Below are 18,130 nucleotides of genomic sequence, written 5' to 3' on the forward strand. Positions count from 1 at the left end.
CTTACTGCGCCGGCCTTTGCGGCCGCATCACTTCGCCGCGCCGCGCGCGACATCCCAGGTGTGCGTCATCAGATCGAAGCCCAGCCGTTCGAACCGGGCGTAGCGGTCGTCCCCGATCGCGCCCGATTTCCAGCGGGCGTGAAGCTGCAGGAAGATCGCGGAGAGCTTGAACAGGCAGAGCACGTAGAGGTCGTCCAGCCCGTCCAGGCTGCGGCCGCTGGCCTTTGCGTAGGCCTGCGCCATGTCCCGGCGCGACGGGAAGCCGGGCAGGGCGGTGGGCATCTGGCCGAGTTCGCGCAGGCACTCCGGATCGTCCGGCTGCGACCAGTAGCTCAGCAGGGTGGCGAGGTCGAACAGCGGCTCCCCCCGCGTCGCCATGTCCCAGTCGACGATCCCCACCGGCGCCAGCCGGTCGGGGGCCAGGATCAGGTTGTCTAATTTGAAATCGCAATGCAGCAGCGAGACCTCGGCGCGGTCCCACCTGGCGAGCTTCCTGTCCAGCCAGGCCGAGATGTCGGCGGCGAGCCTCGCTTCCGGCCGACCTTCGGCCAGCTCCGCGCCCCGAGCCGACCAGCGCGCCGCGTTGCGCGCCACGAACCCTTCCGGCCGGCCGAGATCGCCAAGGCCGCAGGCGTCCGGGTCGACCGCGTGCAGCTCGGCGAGCGGCCGGGCGAGCAGGTCGCACAGGGCGCCGGGCAGATCCTCGTCCTCGCGCAGAACGCCGAGGTCGTCGCCGCGCACCGTGCGGCCTTCGCGGTATTCCAGGATCTGGAACGGCGCGCCCAGGACCTCGGGATCTTCGCACAGGGCGAGGCTGTCCGGCGCCAGCGGGAAGGCCGGCGACAGGGCGGAGAGCACCCGATGCTCGCGCGCCATGTCGTGCGCGCCCGGCGGCAGCGGTCCCGACGGCGCCCGGCGCAGCACCGCCGGTCGGCCGTCGACCGAGATCCGGTAGTTCAGGTTGGCCAGCCCGCCGGAGAAGCGGGTTGCCGGGACCTCGTGGTCCAGCGTCCGACCCGCCCGCGCCAGGAACGCCGCCAGGGGCTCGGGCGCGAAGGGCCACTCTTCAGCGATGGAAGAGGCTTCGTTTTTTTGTCCGACAGTCATACCGAAAATCTGCGCAGATCATCGCGCGGGCGCAAGAGCCAATCAGAGATATCGCCGGGCCGTGTCGGCCGATCGGCTATTCGGCCGGGGCGGCGGCCGTGCTGTCGGACTTGGCGGGCGCCTCATCGTGCCGGGCCACCCGGCGGCGCGACATCAGGGTGTAGACCGCCGGCACCACGAACAGGGTCAGGATCGTGCCCAGGCTCATGCCGCCGACGATCACCCAGCCGATCTCCTGGCGGCTTTCGGCGCCGGCGCCGTGCGCCAGGGCCAGGGGGATCGCGCCGGAGACCATGGCGCCCGTGGTCATCAGGATCGGCCGCAGCCGCAGGACGGCGGCCTCGACCACCGCCTCGTGCATGGGCCTGCCCTCGTCCTGCAGCTGGTTGGCGAACTGGACGATGAGAATGCCGTGCTTGCTGATCAGCCCGATCAGCGTGACCAGCCCGACCTGGCTGTAGATGTTCAGTGTGCCGCCGCTGAGCTCCAGGGCCAGCAGGGCGCCGGTCATCGACAGCGGCACGGTGACCATGATGATGATCGGGTCGACGAAGCTCTCGAACTGGGCGGCCAGCACCAGGAAGATGAAGCACAGCGCCAGGATGAAGACGAAGACCAGGTTGCTGCCGGTCTGCTTGAACTCGCGGGACTCGCCGGCGAAGTCGTAGCGCACGGTGGTCGGCAGCACATTCTTCGCCGCCTCCTCCAGCACCTCCAGCCCCTCGCCGAGCGAATAGCCGGGGGCCAGGTTGCCGGTGATGGTGGCCGAGCGGAACTGGTTGAAGCGGTTCAGCTCCTTCGGCGCCACGGTCTCGCGCACGGTGACCAGGTTGGAGAGCTGGATGTCGGCGCCGCCGCGGCCGTGGACGTAGATGTCGTTGAGGTCGCTGACCGTGCGCCGGTCGTCCGGGGCCATCTGGACGATGACGTCGTACTGCTCGCCGTTCTGGTTGAAGCGGGTGACCAGCCGTCCGCCCAGCAGGGTCTCCAGGGTGCGGCCGACGGTCAGCACGCCGGCGCCGGTATCGGCCACCCGCTCGCGGTCCAGCTCGACCGAAAGCTGGGGCTTGTTCAGCCGCAGGTCGCTGTCCAGGTTGATCAGGCCGGGGAATTTCTCCGCCTCGGCGATGACCTCGCCGACATACTCGTCGAGCTGCTCGTAGCTGTCGGAGGTCTGGATCACGAACTCGATCGGCTTGCTGCGCGCGCTCTGGCCGAACGAGCCGGGGTTGTTGGCGAAGGCGCGGACGCCGGCGATCTTGCGCAGGTCGGGCTGGACGTCGCGCACGATCTCCATCTGGGTGCGCTCGCGCTCCTCCCAGGGAGTGAGCTGGGAGAAGGAGATCAGCTCGGTGACCGCCCGCGAGCCGACGATGACGAAGTAATGCTCTACCTCGGGGATCTCGTTGAGCATCTCCTCGAACTGCTCGGCGTAGCGGCTGGTGAAGGTGACGGTGGAGCCTTCCGGCGCGTTGCCGGCGGTGAACAGCACGCCGCGGTCCTCGATCGGCGCCAGCTCGGATTTCAGCCCGGTCAGCAGCACGTAGCTGCAGCCCGCCACGCCCAGAGCCAGCAGGATCACCAGCGGCCGTGCCTTCAGGGTCAGGGTCAGCAGCCGGCGATAGCCCTCGTTCAAGCCGTTCAGCCCGCGTTCCAGCACGTTGTAGAGGGTGCCGTGCTTCTCGTGGTTCTTCAGCAGCCGCGAGCACATCATCGGGCTCAGCGTCAGGGCGACGAAGCCCGACACCAGCACCGCGCCGGCCAGGGTCAGGGCGAATTCGGCGAACAGCGTGCCGGTGCGGCCGGGCGTGAAGGCGACCGGGACATAGACGGCGGCGAGCGTCAGCGTCATCGCCACCACCGCGCCGGAAATCTCCTTGATGCCGACGATGGCGGCCCGCACCGGCTTCAGGCCGTTCTCCACATGGCGGTGGATGTTCTCCAGCACCACGATGGCGTCGTCCACCACCAGGCCGATGGCCAGCACCATGGCCAGCAGGGTCAGGGTGTTGATCGAGAAGCCCAGGATGCTCATCAGCGTGAAGGCGCCGATCAGCGACACCGGGATGGTCACCAGCGGGATCAGGGTGGCGCGGAAGGACCTCAGGAAGAAGAAGATCACGATGACCACCAGGCCGATGGCCTCGATGATGGTCTCGTAGACCGCGTCGATGGAGCGGTCGATGAACACCGACTTGTCGTAGGCCACCTTGACCGCCATGCCCTGGGGCAGGCTGTCGGTCAGCGCGGGCATCACCTCGGCCATGGCGTTCGACACGTCGAGCGGATTGGCCGTCGCCTGTTTGACAATGCCGAGGATGACGGCGTTGTCGCCGCTGAACCGGGTCACCCGCCGCTCGTCCTGCGGGCCGAGCTCGACCCGGGCGAGGTCGCGCATACGCACGGGGAAGCCGTCCACGTCCTTGATCACGATCCGCTCGAACTGCTCCGGGGTGACCAGCCCGGTCTCGGACAGGACGGTGAATTCCCGGTCGATGCTTTCGATCCGGCCGGCGGGCACCTCCACGTTCTGCTGGCGCAGGGCGTCCTCGATGTCCTGGGTGGTCAGCCGGTAGGCGGCCAGCCGCTCGCGGTCGACCCAGATCCGCATGGCGTAGCGCCGCTCGCCGAAGATCCGCACCTCGGCCACGCCGGGCAGGTTCTGCAGCCGGTCGCGCACATAGCGGTCGGCATAGTCGGAGATCCGGATCGGCGAGTGCCGGTCGCTGGTGAAGGCGAGATAGATGATCGCCTGGGCATCGGCCTCGACCTTGGCGATGACCGGCTCTTCCACCTCGTCGGGCAGCCGTCCGCGCACCCGGGAGACCCGGTCGCGCACGTCGCTGGCGGCCACGTCCGGATCGACGCCGAGGCGGAAGCGGACGGTGATCTGGCTCTGCTCCGGCTTGCTGGTCGAGGTCAGGATCTCGATGCCCTCGATGCCGGCGATCGAGCCTTCCAGCACCTGGGAGACCTGGGTCTCGATGATCTGCGCGCTCGCCCCCGGATAGTCGGTGCGCACGGAGACCACGGGTTCGTCGATGTTGGGATATTCACGGACGGTGAGCTGGTTGTAGGACACCAACCCGACCAGGGTGACGATCAGGCTGACGACCGTAGCGAAGACCGGGCGGCGGATGAAGAACTCGAAGGCGCCCATGTCAGCTCGTGCCCCCGGTGGTCAGGACGTCGACGGCGCCCTTGTCGCGGACCTTCTCGTGGCCGGCGGTGATCACGACGTCGCCGGCGGAGAGCCCCTCGACGATCTCGACCTCGCCCGGCCGGCGTTGGCCGAGCTTCACCTGGGTCAGGGCGGCCTTGCCGTCGACCACGCGGAAGACATACTGGCCGCCGCCGCGCGCGAAGACCGAGGATTCCGGAACCAGCACGGCGTTCTCGCGCCGGGCGGCCAGGATCTGGACCCGGGCGAACAGGCCGGGAAACAGGATGCCGTCCGGGTTGGGGACTTCGGCGCGCATGCGGATCGCGCGGCCGTTCTCGTCGACCACCGGGTCGATGGCATAGACGGTGCCGTCGAAGGCGGCACCGGGGACCGCGTCGACCAGCACGCGGATCGACTGACCGCGGCGGATCTCGGACAGCACCAGTTCCGGCACCCGGAAGTCGACCTTGATCGGGTCGATATCGGCCAGTCCCACCAGCGTGTCCCCCGGCGTCACATAGGCGCCGACACTGACGGTGCGGAAGCCGAGGATTCCGGAGAAGGGGGCCGCGATCGTCGCCTTGCCGAGGCGGGCGCGGGCCAGTTCGCGGTCCGCCTGGGCGACCCTGAAGGCGGCCACCGCCTCGTCGCGGGCGCGCAGGGTGCCGGTCCCCTGCTTGGCCAGGGTCATCGCCCGCTCCCGATTGGCCTCGGCCAGGGTCAGGTCGGACTCGGCCTTGGCCATCTCGGCGCGCAGGATTTCGGAATCCAGCTCGACCAGGACGTCGCCCTGGCTGACCCGGTCACCTTCGCTGAAGGCGAAGCTGTCGATCCGGCCGGCGATCTCCGGCGAGACGACGACCGCCTCGTTGGCGCGCAGGGTACCGACCGCATGGATGGAATCGACGACCGTATCGATGATGACCGGTGCGGCCTCCACGGTCGTTGCCCGCTCGGGAGTCGCGGTCTGCGCCCTGGCGGCGGGGGCGGGCTCGAAGTCGATCCGACCGGTTTCGACGAGCCAGTACGTACCGGCACCTGCCGCAACCACGGCAACGCTCATCGCGATCCAGAACGACCGTCTGCCCATGGCGGCAACCCAATTTCCTAGGAGAACCTACGAAAAAAGGTACAGCCGAATCTCAAAGACCCGCAAGCCGACAAACCGGCGGTCTTCTTTTCTTCATCAGCGGGTGTTCCGAGCGCGGCCCTGCATGGAGCGCCGGACTGCACGCGATCTGTCGTCGGGAGACAGCCATGGTCAACGCGGGGGAGGGGACGGCGTGGGGATATGCCCCCTCCCCCGGTCGACGGGCAGGCGCCTAGGGATCGGGCGCCGCCAGTCGTCTAGCCGAGGAGTTTCCAGTTCCACCTCGTCTCGTTGGCTGTCTTCACCGGCCCGCAGGACAGCGTGCCCGTCGTGCCGGGTGGGTTGGGGTCGTAGAGATACACGCCGTACATCCGGTTCAGGATCCGGACGACGTTCGAGGCGCCGGCGACCGGCTCGAGGCTCCAGTACTGGTCCGGATAGTCGCCGCCGTCATGGGCGCGGACCTCGCCTCCGGAATTGGCGATGACGCAGGTGTTGGCCTTCTGGTTCGTGATCTTGAAGTAATTCTCCTGATACTGCAGGAAGAACCAGCGGGTCGGTCCGCCGATGACGGTTCCCGAATAGGCACAGAGTCCGTAGTTGTGTGGCCATTCTGCGGTGCGCGCGACGAGATTGGCGGTGAAGACATTGTGGAGCATGACCGGCAGGGCGGCGGACAGGCCCGTGGTCATGGAGAAATCCGATAAAGACATGTCGCGCCCTCTTCCTCGATGTCCCTCGCGTCGGGCCCGTGCCTGACCCGGTCACTCTGCTCGAGCCCGCGCCGGGCGTCCTGATGGGCATCCGAAAAAAAGCCGAAATGTGCAGGCTGCGCCGTCCACGGCCGGTCCGCCGGTCGCCCGGACCTCAAAAACGATTTCGATGAACCCGGAATAACAATAAGGTCATTGGAAATGTTGCGGTGCGACAGATCGGAATCGCGGTGCAGGTCCCGGTCCTTAGCGGTTCAACGCAGCTGTCTGGCGCGGCTTTGGCGGGGATGGGGATGAGCGTAGACGTCATCTGGCTGGTGTTCTGCGCGGGGCTGGTCTTCGTCATGCAGCCCGGCTTCGCCTGTCTGGAAAGCGGTCTGGCCCGATCCAAGAACAGCATCAACGTCGCCACCAAGAACGTGGCCGACTTCATCGTCTGCACGTTCTTCTATCTGGTGATCGGCTTCGGCCTGATGTTCGGCGACAGCCAGTACGGGCTGTTCGGCGGAAGCCTTCTGTTCTTCAACGCCCAGAGCGCCGATCTCGTGGCGTTCTTCATGTTCCAGCTCATGTTCTGCGGGACGGCGGCGACCATCATCTCCGGCGCGGTCGCCGAGCGCATGCCGTTCAAGGCCTATCTCCTGGTCTCCGCCCTGGTGTCGCTGATCATCTATCCGATCTTCGGCCATTGGGCCTGGGCCGGGGTGATCGCCGAGGGGCAGGGGTGGCTCGCCGAGATCGGCTTCGTCGATTTCGCCGGCGGCACCGTGGTCCATTCCGTGGCCGGCTGGGTCAGCCTCGCGGCCGTCATCATCATCGGCCCCCGGATCGGTCGCATGGGGCCGAACCGGGTCGCGTTCCGCAGCCACAGTCTGCCGATGGCGACGCTGGGCATGTTCCTGATCTGGTTCGGATGGATCGGCTTCAACGGCGGCAGCCTGCTGACCGCCGACGAACGGGTGCCGCTGATCATCCTGAACACCATGGTGGCCGGCTCCATGGGCGGTCTCGGCGCGATCGTCGTCGGCTACTGGCGCGGCGGGCGGGTCGAGGTGGCGGACCTGATCAACGGCTGCCTCGCCGGCCTGGTGGCGATCACGCCGACGGCCCATTGCGTCGGTCTGGCCAGTGCCGCCCTGCTGAGCTTCATCGGCGGCATCCTTTGCCTGTTCGCCTGCGAGGCGATCCGGAAGATGGGGATCGACGACGCGGTCAACGCCTTCCCGGTGCACGGCGTGTCCGGCGTCTGGGGCACCCTGTGCGTGGCGATCTTCGGCGATCTGGAGCTGATCGGCACCGGGCTCGGCCGGCTGGAGCAGTTCGGCGTCCAGTGTGTCGGCGTGACCGCCGCGATCGTCTGGGCCTTCGGGCTGGGTTACGTCCTATTGCGGCTGGCCGACAGAGTGGTGCATTTGCGGGTGCCGGAGGCGTGGGAGCGCATCGGCCTCAACGTCTCCGAACATGGCGAATCCACCGATCAGCTCGACCTGCTGCGCCGGATGGACCGCCATCGGCGCACCGGCGACTTCACCCGGCCCATCGAGGTGGAGGCGGATTCCGAGGTCGGCGACATCGCCCGGCAGTACAACCTGGTGCTGGAGCGGCTCTCCGCCGCCAAGGCGGAGGCGGAGCAGGCGAATGCCACCAAATCCCGCTTCCTCGCCTCCATGAGCCACGAGCTGCGCACGCCGCTGAACGCCATCATCGGATTCTCCGAGATGATGACGAAGAAATACTTCGGCGATCTGGGGTCGGCGAAATACGACGACTACGCCGGCGAGATCTACCGCAGCAGCACCCACCTGCTGGATCTGGTGAACGAGATCCTGAACATCTCCACCATCGAGTCGGGCGGCTACAACCTGAGCAAGTCGCTGGTCGATCTGAAGGCCATCGCCCGGGAAAGCGCCCGGGTCGCCAGCCAGTCGGTGCGCGAGAAGAGCCTGAAGCTGGTGGTGATCGGCGACAACGACGCCCCGCCGCTGGAGGCCGATCCCCGGGCCATGCGTCAGATCGTGCTGAACCTGGTGTCCAACGCCATCAGACACACCCCCAGCGGCGGCTCGATCACCGTGGAGGTCAGCATCGTCGGCGATCTCCACATTCTGTACGTGCGCGACACCGGCGAGGGCATCGCGCCGGATTGGCTGCCGCGCCTGACCGACGCCTTCGCCACATCGGCCACGAACCCCTATCTGGCGGAGGGCGGGGTCGGTCTGGGGCTGTCCATCGTGAAGATGCTGGTCGAACTCCACGGCGGGACGCTGTCGATCGACAGCAAGCTCGGCGAGGGCACCGAGGTGAAGGTCTCCATCCCCAATCCCTGGACAGGGACAATGCCCTGACCGGGAGCCTTACCGGCCGGCGGCGTAGCCCTGCATGCCGCGGGCGTTGGCGGCGGCCTTGAGCACGTCGCCATCCTTCGCCGCCGCGGTCAGCCGCCCCTCGCTCCAGTCGCCGCCGACCTGAACCTTATGGCCCTGGGCCTTCAGGGTGTCGATGGTGCGGGCGCCGAACCGACCTTCAACGGCGAGCTTTCCGGGATGTCGGGCGCGCGGCCAGAACGAGCCGGGGAAGTGCTCGGAATGGAAGGCGGGGGTGTCGATCGCCTCCTGCAGGTTCATGCCGTGCTCGACATGGTGCAGGAACAGCAGCAGCGACCACTGGTCCTGCTGGTCGCCGCCGGGCGTGCCCCAGACCATGTAAGGCTCGCCGTCGCGCATCGCCAGCGACGGGGACAGGGTGGTGCGCGGACGCTTGCCCGGCTCCAGCGAGGTGGCGGCGTCGCCGTCGAGCCAGAACATCTGGCCGCGCACGCTCATGCAGAAGCCCAGCTCCGGGACCACCGGCGCGCTCTGCAGCCAGCCGCCGGACGGGGTGCAGGAGATCATGTTGCCGTCGCGGTCGATCACGTCGATATGCACCGTGTCGCCGCGCGCCTCGCCCATCGGGGTGACCGTCGGCTCGCCCAGGCTCCAGTAGTGGCCGATCGCGCCCGGATCACCGTCGGCGGCCAGGGCGGCGGCGATGTTCGGGTTGCGGCCCAGCGGGCTGCCCGGCCGCAGGTCGAGCGACGCGGTATCGCCCATGAGCGCGCGCCGCTCCCTGGCATAGGCGTCGGACAGCAGCACATCGGCCGGCACGTCGGTGAAGTCGGGGTCGCCGTACCAGGCCTCGCGGTCGGCGAAGGCGAGCTTGGCGGCTTCCACCACGGTATGGACGAATTCCGGGCCGGCGGCGTCCATGTCGGAAAGGCCCATGTCGCGCAACAGGGCGAGCTGCTGCAGCAGGACCGGGCCCTGGCTCCAGAACCCGCATTTGCACACGGTGTAGCGGCCGTAGTCGAGGGTGACCGGATCCTCGTAGCGGGCACTCCAGGCGGCGAGGTCGTCGCCGGTCATTAGCCCGCTATGGGCGCGGCCGGAGGAATCGAGCAGGGTCTCGTTGCGGTAGAACCGGTCGATCGCGTCGGCGACCCAGCCCTTGTACCAGATGTCGCGCGCCGTCTCGATCTGCCGCAGCCGGTCGCCCGACGATGCCTCGGCCTCGTCCAGGATGCGGCGGTAGGTGGCGGCCAGGGTGCGGTTGGTCATCCACTCGCCGACGGCCGGCGGATTGCCGCCCTTCAGGTACACCTCGGCCGAACTCGGCCAGTGCTCGCGGAACAGCGGGGCGACCCGGCTGGCGAACTCGGCGATCTTCGGCAGCACCGGCACGCCCTGCTCGGCGTAGTCGATGGCGTAGGCCAACACCTCACGCAGGCTCAGGGTGCCGTAGTCTGCCAGCAGCTTCAGCCAGCCGTCGAAGGCGCCCGGAACCACCGCCGGCAGCAGACCCGAACCCGGGATCAGGTCGAGACCGAGCTTCTGGAAGGCGTCGATGGTTGCGCCGGCGGGAGCGGAGCCCTGGGCGCAGAGCACGCGCGGCTTTCCGTCCTTGTTGGCGAAGAACACCGCCGGCAGCTCGCCGCCCGGACCGTTCAGGTGCGGCTCGGCCACCTGCAGGGCGAAGCCGGCGGCGATCGCCGCGTCGAAGGCGTTGCCGCCCTTCTCCAGCATCGCCATCCCGGCCGCCGAGGCAAGCCAGTGGGTGGTGGTCACCATGCCGAACTTGCCCTGCAGTTCCGGGCGGGTGGTGAAGGCGAGCTTGGCCATGGGGGGCTCCGAAGGGTCGGTTCAGGTTATGCGGCGGCTCGCGCAGCACGGCTGCGCCACCAGCTCCAGGCGGCGAGGAGGATCACCACGGCCAGCGACACGAGCTCGATCTGGACGTTCCAGTAAAGCAGGCCGATCGCGGCGACCGCGAGGACGATCCGCTCGACCACCGAGATCCGCTGGAAGATCCGGCCCTCCAGGGCGCAGTTCAGCGCACCCGTGGCGATGAGCGCCTGGGCGACGGCCATGATCTGCGCGCCGAAGCCGCTGCCGATCCCGAGGATCTCGGGCTCGAACAGGAACAGGAACGGCATCAGGAATCCGGGCAGGGCGAGGCGGACGGCGTTGAAGGCCGTGCCCCAGAACTTCGCCTTGGCGATGTTGGCGCCGACCAATGCTGCGACCGCGACCGGTGGCGTGACCGCCGAGAGGTTGGCGAAATAGAACACGAACATGTGGGCGGCCAGCAGCGGCACCCCGGTCTCCACCAGCGCCGGCGCGCCGAACAGGGCGACGATGAAATACGACGCCGAGGTCGGCAGGCCGAGGCCGAAGACCAGGCAGGACACCGCCACGATGATCGACAGGGTGAACAGCGAGCCGTCCGACAGGTCGAGCATGGCGAAGGACAGCTTCTGGGCGAAGCCGGTCACGGTCAGCAGCTCGATCAGCACGCCGATCACCGCGATCACGGTGGCGACGGCGGCACCGGCGCGGGCACCCTCGACCAGCCCGTTGACCACCCGCCCCAGCGCCTCGCGGAATGCACCGAGGCTGACGCGGCCGAGGAAGACGGTCATCAGGAAGTCGAGGCCGAGCAGCAGCAGCACCGAGATCAGCGCCGCCGTTCCGGCCGGCATGCCGCCGACCAGCAGCCAGACCAGCACGAAGACCGACACCGCCAGGTGCCACTGGCGCTTGGCGGCCTCGGCCAGGGTCGGGCCGCCCTCCAGCACGTCGGATTCGCGGGCGTCGAGGTCGAGGCTGATGGCGCGGAGCTGCACCGAGAACATCAGGTAGGCGTAGAAGATCAGCGCCGGCGCGATGGCGGCGATCATGATCGAGTTGTAGGGCAGGCCGGTCATGCCGACGATCAGGAAGGCGGCGAGGCCCATCACCGGCGGCATGAGCTGGCCGCCGGTCGACGCGACGGCTTCGACCGCGCCGGCGAACTCGCCCTTGAAGCCGTAGCGCTTCATCAGCGGGATGGTGAGCGCGCCGGTGGACGCGACGTTGGCGACCGTGGAGCCGGAGACCGTGCCCATCAGGCCGCTGGAGATCACTGCGACCAGGGCCGGCCCGGCCCGTGACTTGCGCCCGACCGTGAAGCCGAGCTGGACGATGAAATCGACCGCACCGGTCGCCTTCAGCGCGCCGCCGAACAGCATGAACATGAAGATCGTGCCGGCGGACAGGCTGGTCAGGCCGCCGAGCAGACCCTGGAAATACGGAATGGACGTGTAGCCGAGCAGGCGTTTCAGGGCGATGCCGCCGTGGAAGAAGATCTCCCCGGGCATCAGGTAGCCCCACAGGCCGTAGGCGATGCCGATCAGCGCCAGCGCCGGGATCGTCCAGCCCCACTGGAAGCCGGACAGGATCAGCGCGGCCGCCAGCAGCAGCACCGCGACCGCCATGTCCTGCGCGTTCGGCAGGAAGCTGCGGACCTGGGTCAGCGCTTCGTATTCGACGTGGATATAGGCCATCAGGACGACGGTCAGGGCCGTCAGTCCCCAGAACATCGCCCGGCGCAGCTTCTGCTCCGCACCGCTCTGCTCGATCAGCGCCAGGAAGCCGATGATGATGGCGAAGCCGAGGTGGAAGTTCCGGAACTGGCCCGACGGCAGCGTGAAGGTCGCCATCTGCATGAAGTGAATGCCGAGCATGACGAGCGCGGCCACGAGCAGGAGGCCCGTGGCCGTGCGCGACCGCGTGTCGGCGGCACCGGCGACCTCTTCGAGGCGCCGGTGCGTCTGGTCCGTTTGTGTCAAAGCGTCCCCGTCAGAGCAGGTGTCAGCCGTGGATCTTCAGGTCGTCACGCCACACGCCCTGTTCCTTGAAATACTTCGCGGCACCGGCATTGACCGGATAGGCGGGCATCAGGAACTCCATGGCGAACTCGGGGTTGATGTCCTTGAGCTTCACCCCGCCGCGCTGGCGCACGAACTCGGCGTTCTCGTAGACCGCCTTGGTCACGTTGTAGCCGACCTCCTCGGAGATGTTCGGGCTGGCGGCCAGCACGCCGCCGAAGGACACCATGCGGGTCGGCTCCTTCAGGCTGGCCCAGGTGTCCGGCGAGACCATGGCGCTCTTCACGCCAGGGTTCATCTCCGCCGCCTTGTCGATCAGTTCCTGGCTGATCGGCAGGATCTTGAGCTCGTGGGTGGTCTCCAGGCGCTGCATGACGCCCGCCGGATTGCCGGCGGTCAGCAGCGACGGGATGCAGTCCACCGCGCCGGAGGCCAGGGCATCGTAGCTCTCGCTCCAGGAGCCGTAGGTCCACTCGACCTTGTCCTTGATGCCGGCGGCCTCGAACAGGGTGTTCCAAAGGCCGGTCGTGGCACCGCCGGCCGCCGCCGGCATGACCCGCTTGCCCGCCAGATCCTCCAGCGTCTCGATGCCGGAATCGGCGCGTACCATCGGGGTGCACTGCCACACGGTGTAGGAGAACATCTGCACGGCGTTGACCGGATTGCCCTCGTAGCGGCCGAGGCCGTTGATCGCCGGGTACCAGTCGGTGGTGGTGGACTGGCCGAAATCGAGGATGCCTTCGCCGATCAGCGCCATGTTCTCGGCGCCGCCCGCCGTCGACAGGGACGCGTGGCGGTCGTCGGAGAATTTCGAGGCCGCGGCCGACAGCACGGTGATGATCTGATAGCCGGTCGACCCCAGGCTCGAGGAGCCCCACTGGTAGATCTTGCCGGCCGCCTGCGCACCGCCGCCGAGAAGCGGCGTCATCGCCGCCGCACCGGCCGCGCCGCCAATCCCCTGAAGAAGCGTTCTTCTGGTCAGAATGGACATGAATAACCCCCTGGTCACTGAAGTGATTGGTTTGCCGCCGGGCAGCGACAGACGAGGGAGGTTAGTGGGCACCGCAGCATGCGGCAACCCGGGGAAAGTCGGTTTCCAGCTAAACAGGAATGAATGGTTGAGCGGAGAAGGGGATTATTCTTCTCCGTTCGTTTTCCTTGGAGACGCGCTGCGACCGTCAGTAGGCCCAGAGGGCGGCGACGCTGTCCGTGCCACACGCGACCTGGCCGACCGTGCCGGATCCGGATCCGGCGGTGGCGGGAGCCGGTGCTTCGTCCGGCTCGTCCTCGTGGTCCAGCGCCGGCTGGTAAAAGCCGGTGAAACGTCGGCGGGCGGCGAGCCAGGGGGTCAGCGCCCGCGTGTCCTCCACGGCGACGGCATCGAAGCCGCTGCGCTGCATGAACAGGAACAGGTCGCGGATGACGTGGCCGGTCGCCCGGATCTCGCCGATGAAGCCGAGCCGCTCGCGCAGCAGACGGGCCTGGGAGAAGGCGCGCCCGTCGTTGAACTTCGGGAAGCTCAGGGCGACCAGATCCAGCTCCGGCAGGGCGTCGACGATGTCCTCCACCGCCTCGTCCGGTGCAAGCGCGATGCCGATCCGCTCGAACCGGGCGGCGGCCGCGCGGCCGATCGACCGCCATTCCTCGAGGCTGAGCAGCACGCTCTCGTTCGGGCAGATCTCCGTCAGGTCGCGGCCGTTCAGCGGGCGCCAGACATCCTCGATCACGCAGTCATGCTTGACGATCGGCATAGAGAGCCTCCTTGAACGGGGTCAGACCGGTGCGCCGCACGGTGGCGACGAAGGGCTCGCCCGTCTCGCGGACGCTCCGGTAGGTTTCGATGATGCGCTCGACGGTCTCGGTCACCCGCTCGAACGGGACGGCCGGGCCGACGATGGAGCCGACCGCCGCGTCGTCGCCGGCGGAGCCGCCGAGGGTGATCTGATAGAATTCCTCGCCCTTCTTATCGACGCCGAGGATGCCGATATTGCCGACATGGTGATGGCCGCAGGCGTTGATGCAGCCCGAGATGTTCAGGGTCAGCGGGCCGATCTCGTTGGCCAGCTCGCTGTCGGCGAAGCGCCGGCTCAGCGCCTGGGCCACCGGGATCGCCCTTGCGTTGGCCAGGTTGCAGTAGTCCAGGCCGGGGCAGGCGATGATGTCGGTGATCAGCCCGATATTGCCTTCGGCCAGGCCGTCGCCCTTCAACAGGGTCCACAGCTCGAACAGGTCGGCCTCGCGGACATGGGGCAGGACCAGGTTCTGCTCATGGGCGACCCGGATGTCTCCGAGCGAATAGCGCTCGGCCAGGTCGGCGATGGCGTCCATCTGCTCCGCCGTGGCGTCGCCCGGGATGCCGCCGGCCGGCTTCAGCGACACCGTCACCAGCACGTGGCCCGGCACCTTGTGCGGGAACAGGTTGGTGCGGCACCAGCGGGCGAAATCGCGGTGCTCCAGCTTGGCGGCGGCGAAGCCGGCATCCGGCTTGGCCGGCTTCAGGGCCGGCGGCGCGAAGTGCCGCTCGATCCGTCGGATTTCGGCATCGGTCAGGGTCAGCGCGCCGTCGCGGATGCGCTCCCACTCCTCCTCGACCAGCCGGGTGAACTCCTCGACTCCAGTCTGCGCCAGCAGGATCTTGATCCGCGCCTTGTAGAGATTATCGCGCCGGCCCAGCAGGTTATAGGTCCGCAGGATGGCTTCCAGATAGGACAGCAGGTGCTCCTTGGGCAGGAACTCCCGGATCGTCTCGCCGACGATCGGGGTGCGGCCCTGGCCGCCGCCGACGATCACTTCGAAGCCGACCGCGCCCTCGGCGTTGCGCCGCATGCGCAGGCCGATGTCGTGGAACTTCACCGCCGCCCGGTCGGTCTCCGCCCCGGTGATGGCGATCTTGAACTTGCGCGGCAGGAACGAGAATTCCGGGTGCAGGGTCGACCACTGCCGCATGATCTCGGCCCAGATGCGGGAATCCTCGATCTCGTCGGCGGCCGCCCCGGCGAACTGGTCGGCGGTGACGTTGCGGATGCAGTTGCCGGAGGTCTGGATCGCGTGCATCTCGACCTCGGCCAGCGAGTCGAGGATGTCGGGCACGTCCTCCAGCTTGGGCCAGTTGTACTGGATGTTCTGGCGGGTGGTGAAATGGCCGTAGCCTCGGTCCCAGCGCCGGGCGATCTCCGCCAGCTTGCGCATCTGCCGTGACGACAGGGTGCCGTAGGGGATGGCGACCCGCAGCATGTAGGCGTGGAGCTGCAGGTACAGCCCGTTCATCAGCCGCAGCGGCTTGAACTCGTCCTCGGTCAGCTCGCCGGCGAGGCGCCGGGCGACCTGCTCGCGGAACTCGGCCGAGCGGGCCCGCACGAAGGCGTGGTCGAAATTGTTGTACTGGTACATGGCTCAGGCCACCTTGACGGAAGCGGGAAGATCGGTGCCGACGGTCGGCCCGGCGGAGCGGATGCGTTCGCGCTGACCCAGCGGCACGAGGCTGCCGTCCGCCTCGACCGACACCGGGAACAGGTAGGTGCCGACCACGACCCGAGAGCGCACGGCCTCCAGGGCCGTCGCCTCGAACCCGGCGAGTTCCGCCGGCTCGGCGCTGGCATGGGCGTCGGCGAAGCGGTCGGACCAGGTATGGGCGAGGGTCAGGTAGACCACCGCCCCGTCGCTCAGGCGGTTGGCGGTCATCACTTTCGGGGGGCTGGCAGTGGCCATCGGTGGCTCCGATCTCAGACGGCGAGCCGCTCGGGCACCGGGGCCGGCGCCGTGCGGGGAAGCGGGAAGGGAAGGGCATTGGCGGCGGCGGTCACCTCGCCGATCACCAGCAGGGCCGGGCCGCGCACCGCCTGCTCCTCGACCAGGGCGCCGAGGCCGGCCAGCGTGCCGCGCAGCACGCGCTGATCGGGCTGGGTGGCGCGCTCGATGACGGCGACCGGGGTCGACGCGGCGCGGCCGGCGGCGATGGCCCGTGCGGCGATGCCGCCGGCGACCGACACGCCCATATAGACCACGATCGTGTTGCGCCCCTCGGCCAGCAGTGCGGGCTCGATGTCCAGGGCGCCGTCCTTGCCGTGGCCGGTGATGAAGGTCACCGACGAGGCGTGGCGTCGGTCGGTCAGCGGGATCGCGCAGCTCGCCGCGGCCCCCAGGGCGGCGGTGACGCCGGGCACGATCTCCACGGCGATGCCGTGGCGCCGCAGATGGGCGAGCTCCTCGCCGCCGCGCCCGAAGACGAACGGATCGCCGCCTTTGAGCCGGACTACCCGCTTGCCGGCGCGGGCGTGGGTCAGAAGAATCTCGTTGATCTCGTCCTGTTTGACGCTGTGCTTGCCCTTGCGCTTGCCCACATCGATGCGGTCGGCGTCGCGGCGCACGCAGTCGAGGATGCCCTCGCCCAGCAGCGCGTCATGCACCACCACGTCGGCGTCCTGCATCATGCGCAGCGCCTTGACCGTCAGCAGGTCCGGATCGCCCGGCCCGGCACCGATCAGGGCGACGGAACCGACCCGCTCGGCACGGCGGTCGTCGTTGATCGCCCGCAGCATCGCCTCGCTGGCGCCGGTCTCGTCGCCGGCCAGAACCCGCCCGGCGATCGGGCCGTCGAAGACGCTCTCCCAGAACAGACGGCGGCCCTCGCCTTCGGTGATCGAGGCGGAGACAGCGCCGCGGAATCGCCCGGCGAACCGCGCCAGGGCGCCGAGCCGCGACGGCAGCAGGGCCTCGATCTTCTCGCGCAGCCGGCGCACCAGGACGGGCGCGGCCCCGGCGCTGCCGATGGCCACCAGGATGGGGTCGCGGTCGACGATGCCGGGGACGATCACGGTGGACCGGGACGGATTGTCGATGACGTTGATCGGAATGCCGGTGGCGCGGGCGGCCGAGAGGATCGGGTCGAGCTCCTGGCTGCCGTCATCCGACACCACCAGCAGGGCGGCGCCGTCCAGATCTTCCGGGTCGAAGGGGCGGTTGACCAGAGTCAGGGCGCCGGATGCGGCGGCCTCGACGATCTCGGTCTCGGCGCGGGGGGCGACGACCAGAAGCCGGGCGCCGGTCTTGCGCAGCAGGCGGATCTTGCGCGCCGCCTCCCCGCCGCCGCCGATCACGACGCAGCGCCGGCCTTCAAGATCGGCAAACAGGGGGAAATATCTCACGGACGATCTCCATTCGGTCCAGCCTGGGCCCACGGGCGATCACCCGTGGCGCTTTAGCGGTTGGTGACGCGGTCGCAAGCTGCCCTTCAAATCGCCGCGGCCCGGAACGACGAATGCTCCTGGGCTGGTGCCGGATCGGCCCCTTCAGCGCGAAGATAAAAAGATCGTTCCTGATTGGATAGATGATGGATACCAAATAGAACGGGACGGTCTCAATGAGTTCTGATATGAGAAAAACCGTTCCCAAACACGGTGGAGACCGGAATGGATGATACAGACCGCCGGATCCTTCGGATCCTTCAGGCCGACTGCAGCGCGCCGGTTTCGGAAGTCGCCCGTCAGGTAGGGCTGTCCGCCTCGCCCTGCTGGAAGCGGATCAACCGTCTTCAGGAGTCGGGGGTGATCCGCGAGCAGGTAGCGGTGCTGGAGCCGGAGGCGCTCGGCTACGGGCTGACGGTCTTCATGTCGATCAGCACGGGCGAGCATTCCGGCGAATGGCTGCGCAACTTCGCCGAATTCGTCAGCGCCATGCCCGAGGTGCAGGAGTTCCATCGCATGGCCGGCGAGATCGACTACATGCTGAAGGTGGTGGTCGCCGACATGAAGGCGTTCGACGCCTTCTACAAGCGGCTGGTCGACACCACGCCGCTGACCGAGGTGACGTCGCGGTTCTCGATGGAGACGATCAAGCAGACCACCGCCCTGCCGGTCTGACCGGGCAGCGGAACCGAC

At 68.2% G+C, this 18,130-nt stretch carries 13 protein-coding genes; 2 read left to right on the forward strand and 11 right to left on the reverse strand.

Features of this window, described 5'->3' with window-relative positions; translation table 11 throughout:
- Nucleotides 1-27 precede the first annotated feature (27 nt).
- From BLS34_RS07520 to BLS34_RS07535, 4 genes are all read right to left on the reverse strand, one after another.
- Nucleotides 28-1,107 carry a phosphotransferase family protein gene (locus tag BLS34_RS07520; RefSeq protein ID WP_093149353.1) on the reverse strand — a complete coding sequence of 360 codons (1,080 nt, stop codon included), beginning with the start codon at nt 1,105-1,107 and terminating at the stop codon, nt 28-30.
- Between the two features lie 76 nt (nt 1,108-1,183).
- Nucleotides 1,184-4,267: an efflux RND transporter permease subunit gene (locus tag BLS34_RS07525; protein ID WP_093149355.1), complete on the reverse strand. Its 3,084-nt coding sequence runs from the start codon at nt 4,265-4,267 to the stop codon at nt 1,184-1,186.
- A 1-nt stretch (nt 4,268) separates the two neighbouring features.
- Complete coding sequence (locus tag BLS34_RS07530) at nt 4,269-5,360, reverse strand: efflux RND transporter periplasmic adaptor subunit (RefSeq protein WP_093149357.1); 1,092 nt, start codon at nt 5,358-5,360, stop codon at nt 4,269-4,271.
- Between the two features lie 257 nt (nt 5,361-5,617).
- Entirely contained in the window at nt 5,618-6,052 is a 435-nt protein-coding gene (locus BLS34_RS07535) for an RICIN domain-containing protein (protein ID WP_028793250.1), read from the reverse strand.
- A 314-nt stretch (nt 6,053-6,366) separates the two neighbouring features.
- Between BLS34_RS07535 and amt the strand changes: the two genes are divergently transcribed.
- Nucleotides 6,367-8,418, forward strand: a complete 2,052-nt coding sequence (gene amt, locus BLS34_RS07540; protein ID WP_175474145.1) for an ammonium transporter — start codon at nt 6,367-6,369, stop codon at nt 8,416-8,418.
- 9 nt (nt 8,419-8,427) lie between these two features.
- Here amt and BLS34_RS07545 read toward each other — a convergent pair whose 3' ends face one another.
- The 7 genes from BLS34_RS07545 to cysG form a co-directional block, all read right to left on the reverse strand.
- Nucleotides 8,428-10,227: a gamma-glutamyltransferase family protein gene (locus BLS34_RS07545; protein WP_093149361.1), complete on the reverse strand. Its 1,800-nt coding sequence runs from the start codon at nt 10,225-10,227 to the stop codon at nt 8,428-8,430.
- Nucleotides 10,228-10,253: 26 nt separating this feature from the next.
- Nucleotides 10,254-12,215, reverse strand: coding sequence for a TRAP transporter permease (locus BLS34_RS07550; RefSeq protein ID WP_093149363.1), 1,962 nt, complete (start codon nt 12,213-12,215; stop codon nt 10,254-10,256).
- Nucleotides 12,216-12,237: 22 nt separating this feature from the next.
- A complete protein-coding gene (locus BLS34_RS07555; protein ID WP_093149365.1) occupies nt 12,238-13,245 on the reverse strand; it encodes a TAXI family TRAP transporter solute-binding subunit in 1,008 nt (335 codons plus the stop codon).
- A gap of 187 nt (nt 13,246-13,432) precedes the next feature.
- Nucleotides 13,433-14,005 carry a DUF934 domain-containing protein gene (locus tag BLS34_RS07560; RefSeq protein WP_093149366.1) on the reverse strand — a complete coding sequence of 191 codons (573 nt, stop codon included), beginning with the start codon at nt 14,003-14,005 and terminating at the stop codon, nt 13,433-13,435.
- Complete coding sequence (locus BLS34_RS07565) at nt 13,986-15,644, reverse strand: nitrite/sulfite reductase (protein WP_028793254.1); 1,659 nt, start codon at nt 15,642-15,644, stop codon at nt 13,986-13,988. The genes BLS34_RS07560 and BLS34_RS07565 overlap by 20 nt, the downstream gene beginning before the upstream one ends.
- A 3-nt stretch (nt 15,645-15,647) precedes the next feature.
- Nucleotides 15,648-15,962: a DUF2849 domain-containing protein gene (locus tag BLS34_RS26440; protein WP_028793255.1), complete on the reverse strand. Its 315-nt coding sequence runs from the start codon at nt 15,960-15,962 to the stop codon at nt 15,648-15,650.
- 14 nt (nt 15,963-15,976) lie between these two features.
- Nucleotides 15,977-17,398: a siroheme synthase CysG gene (cysG, locus tag BLS34_RS07575; protein ID WP_093149368.1), complete on the reverse strand. Its 1,422-nt coding sequence runs from the start codon at nt 17,396-17,398 to the stop codon at nt 15,977-15,979.
- Between the two features lie 264 nt (nt 17,399-17,662).
- Between cysG and BLS34_RS07580 the strand changes: the two genes are divergently transcribed.
- Complete coding sequence (locus tag BLS34_RS07580) at nt 17,663-18,112, forward strand: Lrp/AsnC family transcriptional regulator (protein ID WP_028793256.1); 450 nt, start codon at nt 17,663-17,665, stop codon at nt 18,110-18,112.
- Nucleotides 18,113-18,130: the final 18 nt, after the last annotated feature.

Source organism: Thalassobaculum litoreum DSM 18839 (assembly GCF_900102465.1).
Taxonomy (GTDB): domain Bacteria; phylum Pseudomonadota; class Alphaproteobacteria; order Thalassobaculales; family Thalassobaculaceae; genus Thalassobaculum; species Thalassobaculum litoreum.

Bases quoted from the DNA above. Each gene is read 5' to 3' on its own strand.
- BLS34_RS07520 (WP_093149353.1), bottom strand. From the start codon at position 1,107: ATGACTGTCGGACAAAAAAACGAAGCCTCTTCCATCGCTGAAGAGTGG.
- BLS34_RS07525 (WP_093149355.1), bottom strand. From the start codon at position 4,267: ATGGGCGCCTTCGAGTTCTTCATCCGCCGCCCGGTCTTCGCTACGGTC.
- BLS34_RS07530 (WP_093149357.1), bottom strand. From the start codon at position 5,360: ATGGGCAGACGGTCGTTCTGGATCGCGATGAGCGTTGCCGTGGTTGCG.
- BLS34_RS07535 (WP_028793250.1), bottom strand. From the start codon at position 6,052: ATGACCACGGGCCTGTCCGCCGCCCTGCCGGTCATGCTCCACAATGTC.
- amt (WP_175474145.1), top strand. From the start codon at position 6,367: ATGAGCGTAGACGTCATCTGGCTGGTGTTCTGCGCGGGGCTGGTCTTC.
- BLS34_RS07545 (WP_093149361.1), bottom strand. From the start codon at position 10,227: ATGGCCAAGCTCGCCTTCACCACCCGCCCGGAACTGCAGGGCAAGTTC.
- BLS34_RS07555 (WP_093149365.1), bottom strand. From the start codon at position 13,245: ATGTCCATTCTGACCAGAAGAACGCTTCTTCAGGGGATTGGCGGCGCG.
- BLS34_RS07560 (WP_093149366.1), bottom strand. From the start codon at position 14,005: ATGCCGATCGTCAAGCATGACTGCGTGATCGAGGATGTCTGGCGCCCG.
- BLS34_RS07565 (WP_028793254.1), bottom strand. From the start codon at position 15,644: ATGTACCAGTACAACAATTTCGACCACGCCTTCGTGCGGGCCCGCTCG.
- BLS34_RS26440 (WP_028793255.1), bottom strand. From the start codon at position 15,962: ATGGCCACTGCCAGCCCCCCGAAAGTGATGACCGCCAACCGCCTGAGC.
- BLS34_RS07580 (WP_028793256.1), top strand. From the start codon at position 17,663: ATGGATGATACAGACCGCCGGATCCTTCGGATCCTTCAGGCCGACTGC.